Origin of the sequence: Ktedonospora formicarum (assembly GCF_016587355.1) — a bacterium.
Lineage (GTDB): Bacteria > Chloroflexota > Ktedonobacteria > Ktedonobacterales > Ktedonobacteraceae > Ktedonobacter > Ktedonobacter formicarum.
On the sequence record NZ_BNJF01000003.1, the window covers coordinates 267,071 to 283,180 of the forward strand.

The following is a 16,110-nucleotide window of genomic DNA, read 5'->3' on the forward strand; positions in this document are numbered from 1 at the left end:
CATAGCCCACACACAAGAATAATATTCCTTTTGAGGATATGGTCACAGTAAATGTTGCGATGCAAGTAATTAAGCTTGTGAACAGAGGTCCATACTTTTTTAATAAGGGTGGCATATACTTTTCGGGCATTGCTTTTGTCCCCTTTCAAGTTCTTCATTGAGAAGTTTGATAAACACAAGTATATAACACCTTATCAATATTATGTGGTTGTGAGAGGAGTTGGAAACGATGATGCGATGAGACCGTGTATATACCCCAACTGTTGAGGAGCGGGTGGACTGGCATTTGGAAGATGGGACTGATACGCTTTATGCCTGCCCTGATGCTTGGACGCTATGGCATCGGTTTCTCCATCGGGAAACGGGCGAGGTGAGGCGTGCGCTGTGATTGCTGGTCGTGCCTCTATTGTGGGCCTCACAAGGTGGATATGGAGCGACAAGTGATGGCTGAAACTGAACCGACTCTGACAATATCCTGAGAATGTACGAATTTGCGTTTCACACGGGTATGGCGTCTTCACATGGGTATGGTGTGTTGTAATTTCAGTCATCTGATGTCGCCCGAAGTTGCAAGGGACCTAGAAAGACTGACACTCGACCTGGCAGAGTTGTTAGGAATCACGCTCTAGGAGTGTATGATGAGGGAAGGGGTGATTGGGAATATGCTCATTCATCCCTTCGTTTCCATCGCTTGCAGAAATAGTGCCTTGTTACCTGCTTTGCAGGCAAACAAAAGAAGAAGGATTGAGAAAGAACCATCGGATAATACGTCATTTCATGAAACGAAGGACTGTGTTGTATGCACTCGATCCACTTTGCTATTCTCCCACCTCCAGCCATCCTCAAAAACGAGGTAGAGTGCGTAAGGATCGCCGACTATCGTGGTGAGGAAGCTGTGACCATTAACGTCTCTCCCACTGGTGCGCCAGGAATGGTCTTTCATCACAATAAGGGACACGCTGCTCTTGAACACATCGTCACCCATTCGGGGCGCAGCTTTTGCCCACCTCCCCTCTTTCTTTCTGGACCCGTGATCGAGCCCAGCGTCATGACATACAAAAAAACAGCTTTCATAACGGTGCATGTGATTTTCAAGCCTTCCGCCCTCAAAAACCTCTTTGGAATCAATGCCTCGCATCTTGCTCCCGGATGGATAGGCCCTCAGGAGTACGGGGCTCTCGATTTGGCAAGTCAATTGATGGAAGCCCGGAGCGGGCAGGAACAGATGGCGCTTCTCACCAGTTTCTTGGTGGCTCTGCTCAAGCAGGAGAAACCGCGAGATATGCTCGTGGAAGAAAGCCTCCATTTGATCCACGCACACATTGGTTCGCTGCATGTCAAAGACTTGCTGAACACGTTCCATCTCTCTGAACGCCAGTTTGAAAGGCGCTTCACACAGGCGGTGGGTCTAACACCCCAGGCGTATCTTCGGGTAAAGCGCTTTAATGCAGCGATCCACCTCATTAAAACCAGGCGCTTTGCACGGCTGACCGATGTGGCAGCTGCTCTTCACTTCGCTGACCAGTCTCATTTGATTCATGACATGAAAGCCTTTTCCGGCATGACTCCTACACGCCTTGCTAAACAGGTCGATGACTTCTATCATGAGCAAGCAGGCTATGCTTTTGCCTGATGATGACGGTTTTTTACAAGCGGTTAAAGGAAAGGAAGGGTATACTCCAGCCAACGAGAGAAACATCATGGTTTCTCGACAGAAGGAGGAAAGAGTTCATGAGCAAAGTGATTGTTTTCACGAACCTGACCCTCGATGGGGTCATGCAGGCACCAGGACGACCAGATGAAGATTGCCGGGGCGGTTTCGAGCACGGCAGTTGGGGAGCGCCCTATAATGCGATGGCTCTGGCAGGAGATAGTATGCCCACTATTTCTGCCCTGCTATTGGGCAGGCGCACCTACGAGGACTTCTACTCCGTCTGGCCTAAGCGAACGGACAGCCCTTTCTCGGCAAGGCTCGACAACATGCCGAAGTACGTCGCGTCCACCACGCTCTCTGAACCGCTCCCGTGGATCAACTCCACGCTGCTCAAAGGCGACGCTGCAGAGACTGTGGCCGGGCTCAAGCAGGAGTCAGGTACGGATCTGGTGATTATGGGCAGCGGAGAGTTGGTCCAGTCGCTCATGCAGGCGAACCTCGTCGATACGTATGTGCTCCTTATTCATCCTCTAGTGCTGGGATCGGGACGCCGCCTTTTCCCAGAAGGTGGCGTACCAGCCACGCTCCAGCTTGTCGGCACCAGGACAACGAGCACAGGCGTTGTGATCGCAACCTACCAGTTAGCCTAAGAAAACCGCTAAAGGAGCCGCTCCTTAACTGGGGTCGTCTGATGCAGCCCGAAGTTGCCAGGAACCTAGAACGACTGACGCGCGACTTGGCAGAGATCTTGGGGATCACGATCTAGGAGCGTATGATGGGAAGGAGGAATGGTGGAGCCCACACCTATTCCTCCCTTCCCATACCATGGCCTCCAGAGGTCGTGCCTTTTCTGAAGGCAAACCCTAACCAAACAAGCGATGTTCGAAGCGCTTTCAGAAAAACAAGCGAGCTTTGAGTAATGCAAGGGATGAGATATGCACAATGCGCTGATGTTCATAGAATCTCTGCCATGAGTGTCACATACTCATCTCATCTTGCAGAAAATGACATTTTGATTGTGGTACGTTTTTTGAGACTGTTCAAGAGTTCTTCCTCTCCACAAGCCTCTGGTCTCTCTCCATATCAGATCAGCACATCTTTTTCTCAGACGCTCTGACGATAGCTGAGAGCCTGGGTGAACCACTGGGCCTCACATCTCCCATTTAGGGAGTCCCTCCACTTCTAGACTCTGGACAAGATGAACCTTTTCGCCTTCTATCCGGTAGTAGAGAGAGAAGAGCAAAGATTGTTGCCTTCACCATTTTTTAGAGGATATGGGATTTGCCATGTTCACTGATGAAGAATTGTTCCGTGCTTGGCAGCACGGCGATGCAAGAGCACTGGAGATGCTTGTCCAGCGGTATCATGCTCCATTACTCGCACATCTCTATCGTGTTCTGACAGATATGCACCTGGCGGAAGATCTGGTTCAGGAGACGTTCATCAGGCTGATCCGCGATGCGAAGAGCTACTGCTATCCGCGCCCCTTTCGCCCCTGGCTCTATACCATTGCTCATCATTTGGCCTGCAACTATCATACCAGCGCCTATGCTCGCCGCGTCGAACTACGTGCTGAGATGCCTGCCATGCAGGCCCACGAACCAGATCCGGCAGAATGGTTTGAGCGCTGGGAGCGACATGATATCCTGCACAAAGCACTCACTCATCTGAGTCTTGAGCAACGCGAGGTGCTCAGCTTGCGCTTTGGGCAGGAGCTGAGCATCCCGGAAACTGCGGCCATTCTCTCGATCCCCGCTGGTACCGTCAAAAGCCGGACGTTCACTGCCCTCCGTCTGTTGCGTTCTCACCTGGAGGAAAACGCCAGCTACATGGAGAGCAAACAAGGAGGACAGCACCATGGATAGCCATGCATTTGATCAGACTCCCGTACAGGGCGATGAGCTCTCCCCCGATCTGCAAGCTGTTGCCAGAAGCTATAGAGCTCAACCGGTTCCACATCCATCCTCAGCCGAGACGGCGCAATTACTTCACACGCTTCTGACAGAGGCAGCTTTTCAGACCCAAGAAATGCACGATGAGAGCAACGATCACCTCTGGCATATTCTTGTGCTGGCTCGCTGGCGAGTGTATTTGCTTGGTCAATGGTTCTGGATTATTGGTATCGTGTTTCTCCTGGCTGGTATCCTCCTGGCCCGGTTTCTCACGGTTCCGGATCTCATTACACTTCTGATTCTCCTGCTCCCTCTGGCGTCTGTGCTCAGTCTCGCCTATGCGTTGCGCAAACCGTCGGATGGATTACGGGCCGTTGAGGCAAGCTGTCCGGCCAATTTTGTGCAAACAGGTATGGGCATGGGCCTGGCTCTTCTGGCGTTCGATAGCCTGCTTGGCCTGGCTGCAACGCTTGGCTTTGCTCTGGCGAACTGGGCACCGTTCTGGCATTTATTGCTGGCCTGGCTGGCCCCACTGCTGCTGCTCACTGCCATCTCGCTCCCTCTTGCACTCCTGCGCAGTGTGCGTCTGGCAGTGCTGATTGGAGGTGGGCCCTGGCTGCTTCTGGGCTTACTTGCCCTGAATGAGCAACATGGATCAGGTGTGACGAACGTGCTCTTTTCTCTCCCACAGGATCCATTCTCGTTCTCATACCACCTGGTAACTATTTTACTCAGTCTCCTGCTTCTGACCGTACTCTTTCTCAGTGCCCCCAAATGGCAGCGCTTCTGCGCTTTTTAGAGGTATGAGAAAGCTTGGAAGGATTGTGTATGTCTCACTTCTGGACCATCATGAAACTTGAATTGAAGCTGACCTGGCTCAATTGGGTCACCTGGCTTATGGTATTGGTCATGCTCATCATTGGAGCCTTATGCGCTTCCAGTAACCGGAGCGAACCCTGGTCAACCTGGGCGCACCTGGGGGACACCGGTTTCTTCATTTCGCTCATCCTGGCTTTCAGCACCGGAAATCAGATTCACCGCGATTCTGTGCAACGCCTGGACGGGATCATCCTGAGCACGCCTGTCGCTACTCCTGTTTACGTCTGTGGCAAATACCTCGCTGGGCTGGTGAGCCTGCTCCTCCTTGCTGGTTCTGGACTGCTTTCCGCGCTCGTGGTAGATCAACTCCCTACTGGTACGCACGCTTTCCTGATCTTCCCATCCCTCTTCTATCCGCCGCTGGGGCCCAACCCTATCTCATTGGCTGGGCCTGGCTGGTGCTGACCCCGATCACTTTTGGCGCGACCTTCGTGTTGGCCTGTATGACACTCACACGTGGTCAGCGTGTCATTGCCTCTCTCGCCATCCTCCCCATCTGGATTTTGCCTCTGTTTCTCGTCAGTTCCATTCCCCAACTGCTTGATATTACCGCCGCCGTTTTCTTCCCTGCGTATTCTCTCGCCCCAGCGGATACTCCTCCAAGCACTCCCATCAATGAGTTTCTGCGTCAACATCCGGTCTTGTGGAAGAATAGTCCACCGCCAGCTGATCTTGTTCAGCAAGTGATGCATCTTTCTCTGGCAGAAACACCACCTTCGCCCATTCCCGCTCTGTTTCTCTGGAACCGCCTGTTCTTCCTGGGCATTTCCTTGCTGTTACTTGTTCTGACCATCTCCGGTACCCATGTGCTGCGCCGTCGCGCTGCTTGAGGAAAGGAAAAAGATGATGCCAACGCTCTTTATCGGTACCGTGAGCAAGCGTTATGAGCGCAATCGTTGGGCCTTGCGCGAGTTCTCGCTGCGCATGGAAGCCGGTGTGCTGGGGCTGGTGGGTTCCAATGGCGCGGGCAAAACCACGCTGCTCAAGATGCTGGCAACGCTGCTGCTGCCCACTGAAGGTTCTATTACGTGGAATGGTCAGGATATCCTTCGTCATCCCGAGATGGTGCGCCGTGTGCTGGGCTACGTGCCCCAGGACTTCGGCGTCTATCCACAGATCAGCGCACGCATGTTTCTCCGCTATCTTGGCGAACTCAAGGGCTTGCGTGGGACGCAGTTGCGTCAGCGGATCGATGCTGTACTAGAGATGGTTGGCCTCTCCGCGGATGCCGACCGACGCTTAAAAACCTTCTCCGGAGGCATGGTGCGCCGTCTCGGCATTGCCCAGGCGCTGCTGAACGAACCACGCTTGCTCGTGCTCGACGAACCAACAGTGGGCCTCGATCCAGCCGAACGTGTCCGTTTTCGTGAAATGCTGCCCTCGCTCTCTGGCGAACGTATCGTCATCCTCTCGACGCACATTATCAGCGATATCGAGGTCACGGCGACCCATCTCGCCCTGCTGAGCCAGGGGCGCTTGAACTGGACGGGCACACCCGAGGCGTTGCTCGCTGACGCTGCCGGAGCGCTCTGGACGCTGACCATTCCGCAGGCTGAATTCGAGCGTTGGCGCGCACGTTATCGCGTGAGCAGCGCGATTCCTCGTGGTGGCCGCGTCGAGATGCGTATTTTGGCCACGCATCAGCCACATCCCCAGGCCATCCCGGCTCATCCCACCCTGGAAGAAGCATACCTGCTCTTCCAGGAAGCAATGGGGCCGGCAGAGAGGGCTGAGGCTTTTGCTTCTCCCACGCAGGTCCCTTGAGCGGCAAGATTTGAATCAACAATGTTTTGCTTTGTAAAGAGGAAAAATGATGAAGCTAGAGAAAACCGAGCGTGACAGTTTCGCGCACTTGCTGGTCGCGGAGTGGACCACCTTCCGTAAAGCTCGCGGCTTTTTGATCGCAATAGCGGTCGCAGCATTGATACCAGTGTTCTTGGGACTCGTAGTGGCGAACCTTATAACTTGTGGTCCGAATGGACGTACCTGCTCTGCTATCCCGGTGGGACCAGGTGGCGAAGCGGTGGATGACACATCCTACTTTGTACACCAACCGCTTGCTAGAGATGGCAGTATGACGGTGCGCGTCACTTCGTTGACCGGCCTGATCACCTATCCGCCACCCAAGCATGATCAATTTGTCGTCTCTGGTGTCGTGTCATGGGCAAAGGCGGGAATTATGATCAAGGAAAATACGCAGCAAGGGTCGGCCTACGCGGCAGTGATGATCACTGGTAGCCACGGGGTGCGGATGCAGTACAACTTCCTCGAAGACATGGCTGGCAACCCAGGAGACGTCTTTGCACAATCCCCACGCTGGCTCCGGTTAACCCGCGAAGGTTCCATACTCACTGGCTACGAGTCAACCGATGGTGTACAGTGGACCAGGGTCGGCACGGCTCACTTGGCCGGACTGCCGAGCACAGTGCAGATTGGACTCTTCGTCACGTCCCCTTGCAATCTGAGTACGGATGATGCTACCTGCCGCCTCACCCAGGCCACCGCCACTTTCGACCACGTCAGTCTGACGGACAGTGGAAGCTCGGGCGCGTGGGTCGGCACCAAGATAGGAGGCCACAAAGACGATCCAGCTTTATCTATGGGAAGCCTTCACACATCTGGCGAGATGTTCACCGTGACCGGTTCTGGAGACATCGCGCCGCTTGGAGCCGGAGGGGGCTGGCCCATCGAGCGCTTCCTCATCGGCACGATAATCGGGCTGCTCGTGGTGATCGTGGCGGCGGTACTGTTCGCCGCTGCCAAACGCCCGGTGAGTCATATCTACGCCTCCAAGCGACGAGGACAGGTGTTGGCCGCGAAGGCGGTCGTAATTGGCCTCGTCACGTTTACGACCCAACTGGTGGCCGCTCTCATCGCGGTCCAGATTGGCAAGCACATGGTACTCTCGCATGGCGCTATTATCCTGTCAGTGAGCCCTCTCACCGAACTGCGCGTCATGGTTGGTACCGCGGCACTCGTTGGGGTCGCTGCCGTCTTCGCTCTTTCCCTCGGAACCTTGTTCCGGCACCGCGTCGTGGCTGTGATGCTCAGCATCGCGCTCACTGTTTTGCCCTTCATTCTCGCTTTCGCTGGTCTCGTACCCGATGCCTGGTCCCAGTGGTTGCTACGGCTCACGCCCGATGCCGGGTTTGCGATTCAGCAGAGCATTCCAGCGTACCCACAAGTGATCAGCCTCTACACGCCACAGTTCGGATACTACCCACTGGCACCCTGGGCTGGCTTCGCTGTACTCTGCTGCTATACAGCGTTCGCTCTCAGTCTGGCCATCTTCTTGCTACACCGTAGGGATAGATGAGGCGAAGATTGTGTGTTCCTTCGTGTTCAATTCCATTTTCATCTCTTCGCCAGAAGCTCCCACCTTCGCAATGGCGAGAGAAAGGGAAATGGAGAGGACTGTTTTGTACAAGAGAAAACGAACGATTTTGGCATAAAAAGTTGAGCTTTTTCTCAGGAACCCTTATCTTCCTTTGAATGATAGATATGGTGTGCCTGAATTGGGGCCATCTGATGCGACCCGAAGTTGCTAGGGACCTAGAACGGCTGACACGCGACCTAGCGGAGGTGTTGGGGATCACGATCTAAGAGCGTATGGCGAGAAGGAGGAATGGTGGAGCCCACACCCATTCCTCCCTTCCCATACCATGGCCTCCAGAGGTCGTGCCTTTTCTGAAGGCAAACCCTAGCAGTTCTTGGGAGAACAGAGAGCTGCTCGGGGACCACATCTCTCTTCTCCCTTGGTGGTCAGTGTGACAAGTGTGGTTTTAGGGGCAATGCCAACGGTGATTCCTTCTTCCTAGAGCGCAGTGGTGATCTTCTGTAACTCTTCAACAAACTTTGAGGGCGACCGATACCATGTCTTCAGCTCATCAGGAAAACGAGTGGATAAGAGTTCTTTCAACTGCTTTGGCTTCCCGCTCCGCTCCTGCATTTCTTACATCAAGATGCAGGGAGGCTGGAAGAGCACCGATGATCTCAGTGGTGCTAGCTTTCTCTCTTTGTGGATCAACGTGGCCTCAGCCTCTATCGCTCCCATGTTGATCTGAATCACCCTCTCAGTGAGCGCTCATTGCTTCGCCTCGTATTTTTGTGTTACAACGCTTCCGCTGTCTGATGGCTCTCATCAGGAGTGAGTCGTCTTGTAAGTAAAAATCGCGATGCTCGCCATGATTACAATGCCAATGAGGAGCAAACCTCCACCAGTAAAACTTATCCAGTTATTTCTGGAGTAATCTTTGGGATGTTCACGATATTCGTTTGCTGTATAGACTGTAAGCGATTGCTTCTCATTATCCAGGGCTTTTTGTGGATCATATCCAATTGTAATCTGAACAATATGGCAACCAACCCCTTTAGTAGGTTCCGCAGGCCTGCCAAGAGTGAAATTGAGGTCGTTCGTTGCATCGATATTTTGTGTGTTGCCAGCATCGTACACAAGGGATATGGTGTCGCATCCATAAACCTGAGAGGGCTTTTGTTCTGGTGAGAAATCATTTGGCCGGAGAAAATAGATTGAGCCATCAACCAACTGGAGATAATAAATGGGGGCAGAACTTTGTGTAGATGTAGGAGATAGAGAGGTTGATGTTTCGCTTGAGGAAACATCAACCATTTGTTTGGTCACCTGCTTATACGTAATATACTCTGATCGAGATATATTGATGATCCCCACATAAATTGCACTGAATCCTCCAGCCACTACAGCAGTGCACATAAAGATTGATCCTCAAAACAAAATGAAATCACGTGGAGGTTCTGTCGAAGAACCTTCCCAAAAACACTTTATGATGAGAGTGGATACTCGTACTTTATTGATGCAGAACCGTACTTGCATTCAATAACGAGATAATGATGAATAACCTGTAAAAAGACCTTGGAAGTGGGATAGGGATATTTGCTCACGGCATCAGGAAGCACTGAACCAACTTTCTCGACCTGATGGCACCACCATCCAAACGGATCGCACTGGTAGAGATAGAAATCTTCCTGTATGAGGGAGTCATTCCAGCTCTCAGTACTCGCTACATAGTACGTGTGACCCTCTACAACGAGACTGGCTTTAGGCGTATATTTGCAGCCCACAAAGCTGGGGCATCCCCCCACAGCTCCCAGGCTAAGTCCGCCCATCAGGAGGAGCAACAGCCCAAAGAGGACAATGAAAGCACAACCACGCAGACGCATCCTGTCATGCCTTTCTTCTTTCCACCACCAGAAAAAGAAACTACAAGCAAGAATCCAGGGAAGAACGTCGACCAGCCTATACAATAGTAAAAAAGGATAAAAGAAAGGAAGAGCAGGAAAAAATTTCAATAGATCAATGATGCCAAGGAGCACAAAAATCCCCCCTAGAAGAAGAGGCCAATACCTAAGTAGCCGTTTGTTGGTAGATTGATCTCTCAATGAGGTATCCTCCAGAATGTTTTCCTCTAAATATTCCAGATGGTGTATCCAGGCACAATGCCTTGAGTGCGTTGCTGGAGACTTCATGTCCCCATCAAGGATAATGAGCTACACCCATTTGATGGCGCGAAGGCTCAATCCTTGTGGGCACCGCTGTAGATGCCAGTGCAGCGACGAGAAGGATGCTACATGATATTATTTCCAAAGCTTTTCTCATTGTAGGTTTCCCCTTGTCCGGAACAACAGAATGGTACAACGTCTTTACATACAAAAAAGTGTACAAGAAAAAAAGGCGTGCACCAGGACAATAACCGGACACCTTTCCTCAAATTCTTTATTTATTACTTTTGTGGCTTCCTATCATATAGGGCTATCCTTGGGTAGTGAGATTGAGAGGAGCGAAGCAACGATGGAGCGATTAGACCGTGTATACACTTCGACTATTGAGGAACAGATAGACTGGCATTTGGAAGACGGAACCGATACACCGTATGTCTGCCCAGATGCCAGGGCACTGCGACATTGGTTTCTCCATCGGGAAACGGGCGAGGTGAGGCATGCGCGCTGTGATCGCTGGCCGTGTCTGTATTGTGGGCCTCGCAAGGTGGATCTGTGGCGACAAGTGATGGCTGAAGCTGAACCAACTCTAACAATATCCTGAAATATACGAATTTGCGTTTCACATAAATATGGCGTCTCCACATGGGTATGATGTGTTGGAACGAGAGTCCTGGAGACCGATAGTGCAGTCGTACACACCGACCAGCCTGGAAAGCCGAACTGAGTACCACCACTGCAAGTAGAGAAGGGGCAACGCGGAACGAACGATCCTCGAAAATCACCGTTTGCTCCACTGCCCGGACCTGCGTGTTGCTTCAGGCAAAACACGCATCACTTTCGCAAGAACTCCCTCAAAGCCAGCCGAAGTCTGCGCAAACCCTTGCTCTCGCGTTCTCAATAGTGAGAGCGTCAGCGCAAAGGACGCCTCTTGAGTGAAAATCAGCGGGGGGAAGTTTATAGCCAGACCGTAGCCGATAGGCTCCATAACGGCCTCGTTCCGCTTCTACGGGAATACCCAGATCTCCAAGTATCTCAATATAATCTCGCGCGGTGCAGATATTAACCTCCAGCCGTCGAGCGAGTTCGGCACCCGTCATGCATCCATACGATTGCAAGAGTTCGAGGACGGTGAGGACACGGGCCGTTGGGCGATACACCATTCTTCTTTTTCCTCTGCCAAACACTTCTCTATTAGGGTCAATTTTACCACCTTTTCCAGGTAGACTACAAAGCATGAAGACGGTGCCGAGAGATCTGCATCGAGAAGAAAAGGAAGTATATCTATGATTCACTCTACCCCTGGAACCCCCACCTGGGTTGAACTGTGTTCGCCAGATGTTGAGGTATCTGTCTCCTTCTATCGTGAGCTGTTCGGCTGGGAAGCAAGCGAGGCCTCTTTCCTCTCTGGCTCCCAAATGTTTTCCTCTGGAGGCAAGATTGTCTCTGGCGTCAGGCCCTTGCATGACCTGCAGATCTCACCCCAGTGGATAACCTATGTCTCGACCGACGATGCGGCCCAAACCATGAACCATGTTCAGGAGGCGGGGGGAAGGTGCTGATAGAGGAAGCGGGTCGAGACTCGAAAATGGGAATGATCAAGCTCCAGGACCCGGTGGGTGCGGTGTTTGGAGTCTTCCAGAAGGACCTGTTCGGCGGTGCGCAGGTTTTCAATCAGCCAATCTCGCTTACATTTAACCTTCTGATGACGCGCCAACCTCATGCCGCGAAATGGTTCTATTCCAAGATCTTTGGCTGGGAGCCGCGCGACCGCGAATTTGGAGGGATGGAGTTTACCTACTTTTTTCATGGGGTACGCGGCGTTGCAGGATTGATGGCAATGAACGAGCGATGGCCGCAAGTTGTCCCATCGCACTGGCAGGTCTCTTTCTCAGTCGATGATGCTGATGCACTCGCCGCACGCGCTGTCAAACTGGGTGGGAAAGCACAACCTGTGCTCGCCTCCCCCTTCGGGCGAAGCGTCCTGATTACTGATCCGCATGGAGCCACATTCTCCCTGAGCCAACAGACGCCAGAGGTACGTGCTGCCGTTCAGACTCCTGAGGGAGTTCTGGCTCATCTGGTCTAATTAGAAGAAAGTTTGACGGAAATAGACAAAACACGAGGAGATAGAGCGATGTACGCAATCATACGTCAAATCACGATCCAACCCCACCTTGTGGAAGAGGCAATCAAAATCACGGGGCAGGTTTTTCTGCCCGTTCTCAGGAACGAACCAGGATTTGTCGATTTCTATTCTATTCTCGTTGCAGAGAACGAGGCGATGAGTATCAGTTTCTTTGAGACCAAGGAGGAGGCTGAAGAAGGGAATAGAAAAGCATTAGAGTGGGCCAAAGAACAACTCTTCCCTCTTGCTCTGGGTCCTGCTGAAATTATAGGAGTGGGAAAGGTCGTGCTCCACCAGAGAAAAGAGGGCTGAAAGAAACAGGCCCAGACGCTCGGTAAAGTGACCATCTGTCAGAACTGAAGTGGAAAGGGACGCTAAATTCTCCTGGAGTTGACCAGCTTTAGAAGCGTTTATGGAGTGCAAAGAGTTGTTTTCCCTCGTTCTCATTGTGCGAACAGGCCACATCTGTATTGCCACTCATGCCCCACGATAAAAAACATCGCTTCTCACACGCGCTTTTCACATGCGTATGACGTGTCTATGAATGAGAGATATGGTGTGCTGGAATTTTAGTCATCCTCCAGCACATACTTCCACATCACGTTCCCCTGGGTCCGATCTATGAGCCTCACCTACTCCCCTATCCCATACCTCCCCTCATCGGTCAGTGGCCATAGACCTGCGCATACTGCCGGTAGATCCGCATCCTTCGTTCCACATCCTTCCGCATCGCATCCATGCTCTCCTTCCTATGCTGCTGCTCTCGTTGCTTCTCTGGCGCTTCTTTGCGCCTTTTTCCCTCTTACCCTATCACATCCTCACATGCCCTTGTCAACCGCCAACCCTGAACCAAGAGATTGCTTTTCTTCATGCGTTTCTCGGCCAGCACTTCTCCGCAAGACACCCTCTTCCAAAACCTCCAGTGCCTTCCTCTTTCCTGGTTCGCACCCGTCCAGCGAGGGGAAAGGAATGCTCTCTGCGCCACCCTAGACCTTCCCTACAATTACCTCGGATTCCAATTCTATACACACGCGCATTCTCACTCAGGAAAAGAGCCGTTCGCCTGCGCTGATCTCTCATTCTCCCCTCAACAGAGAAACAAGTAGTCTACGCAAAACAGGAAGAGCAAGCTTCTCACGCAACCTGACCGGAAAGTGGCCGTTTCCTGTCCTGGCCCTCACTTCCTTTTCCTTCTATACTCAAGCTAACAAGCTTTTTGGGGTCCTGGCTTGAGTGTTTCGCTCGCTTTGCGCTTCTCACTCGCCGGAGAGGGTCTGGTTTCTGGTCCCCTTGCCTCCCCCTAGGCACGTGCTCTTCTCGCTTTCCTGCTGCCGCTTTCCTGCTGTGCGCGGAAGACACAAAGAGCCACGCTCCAATGACCACCACACTGTCTCTCTAGCCTCAGAAGAAAGGAGCATCTCAACAGAAGAGGACACAGCACTGGTACTTTTTCAGAGGAGGTACGTCTTTCCACCTATTGGGATACCGTTCCATTCGTTCCAACCTCGAGAGAAAGGCTCTCTCATATGGATCACAGGCGTAATAACACCCGCAATACGATCGACAAGCGGAAAGCTCAACAGAAGGAGAAGGCAAAAGAGCCAGACCGCACTCAGCAAACGATCGACAAGCGGAAAGCTCAACAGAAGGAGAAGGCAAAGGAGCCGGACCGCACTCGCGAAACCATCGCCAAGTGGAGAAAGAAGGACAAGCGGTAATTTCGCCTCACCCTTCTCGTTCTAGAGCATTCTCCCTGACAATCCCTCCTAAGAGATACCAGAAAACCAAGAGCAGCCAAGAGCAACCAAAGGAGGTGCTTGACAACTTTCTCGGCTTCTGTCAATTCGTGCAGGACTGTTGAAGCTTCTCAGTGGTTCAAGCGAACCGTTGTTAGAAAACAGATGTTGTATATGCATACTTGCTAGTGAAGGGTAAGGTGTCCATGCTTCAGTGCTAGACGCTGGCTACGGATACCACAACCTCTTCACATGGCAATGGGAACCTACTCATCCCAGGAAGGGGCTGAGGCAATTGGACGGCAAATACACGCTGAACATGTACACACTGCACGAACAGTTGAACGACGAGTACGCCAAGCTGAACGATAGGCGGGACGAACTAACCCGCCAGCTCGAAGAGCTACTCGAACAGCTCGATGCAGGGTCCATCAAGCGTACGAGCGACGAGTCGTGGTCGCTCGCGAAGCTGCGGCAAGTGTTCAAACCGTCCAGCACGCGCACTCAAGAGGCGTGGGAAAAGTTCTACGACATGCAGCGGGAGCAGCAGGAGATCACAAACTCTTACGTGGATCTCGCTCTGAAGTACGACGGTCTCGCCCGGCGGTTCAGCGAGAAAGGCAGGCGTCCCGAACGGGCGCTGGCACGCCAGCAGCGCGAACTGCGTGAGCGGCATGAGGTCGTGGACTCCAAGTACGAGCAATTCGAGAACCGGTACCACGAAAGGATCTGGGGGGACGTGTAACCAGCTCAACCGCGTGAAGAGGAAGGAGGTGGTGAACGCAAGGGGGCTACGAATCGTAGCCCCCTTGCGGCCCCCTCAGGACCACAACCTCTATCCAAAACAATGCTTCTAACGTGTCCACTGGCATTTTCTGTACCGCACACTCCACTTGTTTCCACATCTGATATATGTATACTGCCTTTCAAAACGTGGTAAAACGTATTACCACAGTTCTCATTGCTGCATGTGCATCGGACAGGAAATCTCTTTGACTTCTACGCTGCTTTGATGCTTATGCAGCACACCGCACTCAGATTGAGTGTGTGGCATCGGGTAGACCGCGAGCGAGGTACTTTACAGCCCTTTTCTCCCAGTCCGCCGAGTAGCCAGGAGGCGTTGCCGCCTCCAAGCCCTCTAAGAATGAAGTAGGGCACTGGCGAGGTACTTTTTACCCTTTTCCATTGCCCCCTTCCCAAACTGTACAGGCCCGCGTTTTTCGCTCTCTGGCTCCTTTGCGGCTTGATGAGTCTCGCCTGACTGTTTCTGATCAACGAGAGCAAAGCATCTTCACCACTCCGCATAACAGGCCACCTTCTCCGCTCTCACCATCTCGTTGCGCATCACGTGGGCACTGAGGAAGCAAGATGTGCTCGCTCCTGGCACTTCTATTGATCTTGAGATCTTACTTTGACAGTGAGCCACCAAGGAGCAGGCACCAGGTATCTAAATCTGCAACATCTTTGACTTGCAGATGGTGTTGCTGCCGAAACAGCCGGAGGGCTTTGACAGTTTGAGGGCCAAATTCTCCATCGACAGTTAATTGAGATACCAGGTGGAGTTCTCGAAGACGTTCTTGCAGGGCGCTAACCTGGCTACCCCGGCTTCCTGTATCAGTAGGCATGATAAGTAGCTCCCAAGTGGAGCTATTGACGATACCATCTTCTGGTAAGTGGTGATCCTTCTGAAACGCCTTCACTGCAAACTGTGTCACTGGTCCAAAAATACCATCTACACCAGTAGAGCCAATATCGTATTGGCGTGCTTGGAGCATCCATTGAACCACACGAGCTAAAGCTGTCTGATGATGGAGGTCGTAAGCGGCAGTAGGCCAATGGCGAGGCGAAGGAGTTTGTTGTCCTTGGAAGGAAAACCAGGCCAATGTGCCGCCAGCCAGGGTAATGCCCCCTAGAGCGATGCCTCCAGCTACTAGGGCACGACGCCGAGAGAGGAAATATCGTTTGGGAGAGGAAGATATTACACCTTCATCTGATATGTGAGCACTCTGGATGTGTGAAGGATCTTCGGAACGAGAAGCAATCTCCTCTTCTAGAGGATCAAGCACAAAGCCCAGAGCTTCTGGGGTCATTTGGAAGGTTCCACAGAGTCGATTCAACTGCTGGGGTTGTGGACGGGATACCCCATTTTCCCAGCGACTGATTGTCTCTTTTGCGACACCAATCCGCTCTGCCAAATCCCCTTGTGACCATGCATGCTTCCTGCGAGCCTGGCGCAGCAATGAATTTGGTTGTGCGGTTGGCTTTGTGCTTTTTTTCTGCTGAATGTCGTGCAACTCACGTTCAGGCAAGTATCCATCTTGTCTGCTTTCGCTCATCAGCAGCCAT

The 16,110-nt window shown here is 52.3% G+C and carries 18 protein-coding genes; 14 read left to right on the forward strand and 4 right to left on the reverse strand.

Going from position 1 to position 16,110, the window contains the following annotated elements:
• Positions 1-799: 799 nt before the first annotated feature.
• The 8 genes from K3T82_RS27525 to K3T82_RS27560 all read left to right on the forward strand — a co-directional run bounded on the left by K3T82_RS27525 (position 800) and on the right by K3T82_RS27560 (position 7,741).
• The gene (locus K3T82_RS27525; protein ID WP_220196758.1) at positions 800-1,633 is read left to right on the forward strand and encodes a helix-turn-helix domain-containing protein; all 834 of its coding nucleotides are present in this window, start codon (positions 800-802) and stop codon (positions 1,631-1,633) included.
• A 98-nt stretch (positions 1,634-1,731) separates the two neighbouring features.
• Positions 1,732-2,304 carry a dihydrofolate reductase family protein gene (locus tag K3T82_RS27530; protein ID WP_220196759.1) on the forward strand — a complete coding sequence of 191 codons (573 nt, stop codon included), beginning with the start codon at positions 1,732-1,734 and terminating at the stop codon, positions 2,302-2,304.
• Positions 2,305-2,940: 636 nt separating this feature from the next.
• Entirely contained in the window at positions 2,941-3,519 is a 579-nt protein-coding gene (locus K3T82_RS27535) for an RNA polymerase sigma factor (RefSeq protein ID WP_220196760.1), read from the forward strand.
• Positions 3,512-4,345 (forward strand): hypothetical protein, encoded by an 834-nt coding sequence (locus K3T82_RS27540; RefSeq protein ID WP_220196761.1) that lies wholly within the window; start codon positions 3,512-3,514, stop codon positions 4,343-4,345. Before K3T82_RS27535 ends, K3T82_RS27540 begins: the two co-directional genes overlap by 8 nt.
• Before the next feature lie 29 nt (positions 4,346-4,374).
• Positions 4,375-4,830 carry a hypothetical protein gene (locus K3T82_RS27545; RefSeq protein ID WP_220196762.1) on the forward strand — a complete coding sequence of 152 codons (456 nt, stop codon included), beginning with the start codon at positions 4,375-4,377 and terminating at the stop codon, positions 4,828-4,830.
• Entirely contained in the window at positions 4,824-5,255 is a 432-nt protein-coding gene (locus K3T82_RS27550; protein ID WP_220196763.1) for a hypothetical protein, read from the forward strand. The genes K3T82_RS27545 and K3T82_RS27550 overlap by 7 nt, the downstream gene beginning before the upstream one ends.
• 13 nt (positions 5,256-5,268) lie before the next feature.
• Positions 5,269-6,189, forward strand: coding sequence for an ATP-binding cassette domain-containing protein (locus K3T82_RS27555; protein ID WP_236031600.1), 921 nt, complete (start codon positions 5,269-5,271; stop codon positions 6,187-6,189).
• Positions 6,190-6,235: 46 nt separating this feature from the next.
• A complete protein-coding gene (locus K3T82_RS27560; protein ID WP_220196764.1) occupies positions 6,236-7,741 on the forward strand; it encodes a hypothetical protein in 1,506 nt (501 codons plus the stop codon).
• Positions 7,742-8,566: 825 nt separating this feature from the next.
• Here K3T82_RS27560 and K3T82_RS27565 read toward each other — a convergent pair.
• Entirely contained in the window at positions 8,567-9,157 is a 591-nt protein-coding gene (locus tag K3T82_RS27565) for a hypothetical protein (RefSeq protein WP_220196765.1), read from the reverse strand.
• Positions 9,158-9,225: 68 nt separating this feature from the next.
• On the reverse strand, positions 9,226-9,624 hold the full coding sequence (locus tag K3T82_RS27570; protein ID WP_220196766.1) for a hypothetical protein: 399 nt from the start codon (positions 9,622-9,624) through the stop codon (positions 9,226-9,228).
• 628 nt (positions 9,625-10,252) lie between these two features.
• Here K3T82_RS27570 and K3T82_RS48035 point away from each other — a divergent pair.
• Positions 10,253-10,504 carry a hypothetical protein gene (locus tag K3T82_RS48035; RefSeq protein WP_236031601.1) on the forward strand — a complete coding sequence of 84 codons (252 nt, stop codon included), beginning with the start codon at positions 10,253-10,255 and terminating at the stop codon, positions 10,502-10,504.
• Between the two features lie 250 nt (positions 10,505-10,754).
• Here K3T82_RS48035 and K3T82_RS48040 read toward each other — a convergent pair whose 3' ends face one another.
• Complete coding sequence (locus K3T82_RS48040) at positions 10,755-11,063, reverse strand: helix-turn-helix transcriptional regulator (RefSeq protein ID WP_236031602.1); 309 nt, start codon at positions 11,061-11,063, stop codon at positions 10,755-10,757.
• Between the two features lie 123 nt (positions 11,064-11,186).
• Between K3T82_RS48040 and K3T82_RS27580 the strand changes: the two genes are divergently transcribed.
• The 5 genes from K3T82_RS27580 to K3T82_RS27600 all read left to right on the forward strand — a co-directional run bounded on the left by K3T82_RS27580 (position 11,187) and on the right by K3T82_RS27600 (position 14,509).
• Positions 11,187-11,462, forward strand: a complete 276-nt coding sequence (locus tag K3T82_RS27580) for a VOC family protein (protein WP_220196767.1) — start codon at positions 11,187-11,189, stop codon at positions 11,460-11,462.
• Positions 11,456-11,989: a VOC family protein gene (locus K3T82_RS27585; RefSeq protein ID WP_220196768.1), complete on the forward strand. Its 534-nt coding sequence runs from the start codon at positions 11,456-11,458 to the stop codon at positions 11,987-11,989. The genes K3T82_RS27580 and K3T82_RS27585 overlap by 7 nt, the downstream gene beginning before the upstream one ends.
• A 48-nt stretch (positions 11,990-12,037) precedes the next feature.
• Positions 12,038-12,340, forward strand: coding sequence for a hypothetical protein (locus K3T82_RS27590; protein ID WP_220196769.1), 303 nt, complete (start codon positions 12,038-12,040; stop codon positions 12,338-12,340).
• A gap of 1,214 nt (positions 12,341-13,554) precedes the next feature.
• Positions 13,555-13,746 (forward strand): hypothetical protein, encoded by a 192-nt coding sequence (locus K3T82_RS27595; RefSeq protein WP_220196770.1) that lies wholly within the window; start codon positions 13,555-13,557, stop codon positions 13,744-13,746.
• A gap of 313 nt (positions 13,747-14,059) precedes the next feature.
• Entirely contained in the window at positions 14,060-14,509 is a 450-nt protein-coding gene (locus tag K3T82_RS27600; protein ID WP_220196771.1) for a hypothetical protein, read from the forward strand.
• A gap of 661 nt (positions 14,510-15,170) precedes the next feature.
• On the opposite strand, the gene K3T82_RS27605 is transcribed toward K3T82_RS27600, so the two are convergent.
• Entirely contained in the window at positions 15,171-16,100 is a 930-nt protein-coding gene (locus K3T82_RS27605; protein ID WP_220196772.1) for a peptidoglycan-binding protein, read from the reverse strand.
• Between the last annotated feature and the right edge of the window lie 10 nt (positions 16,101-16,110).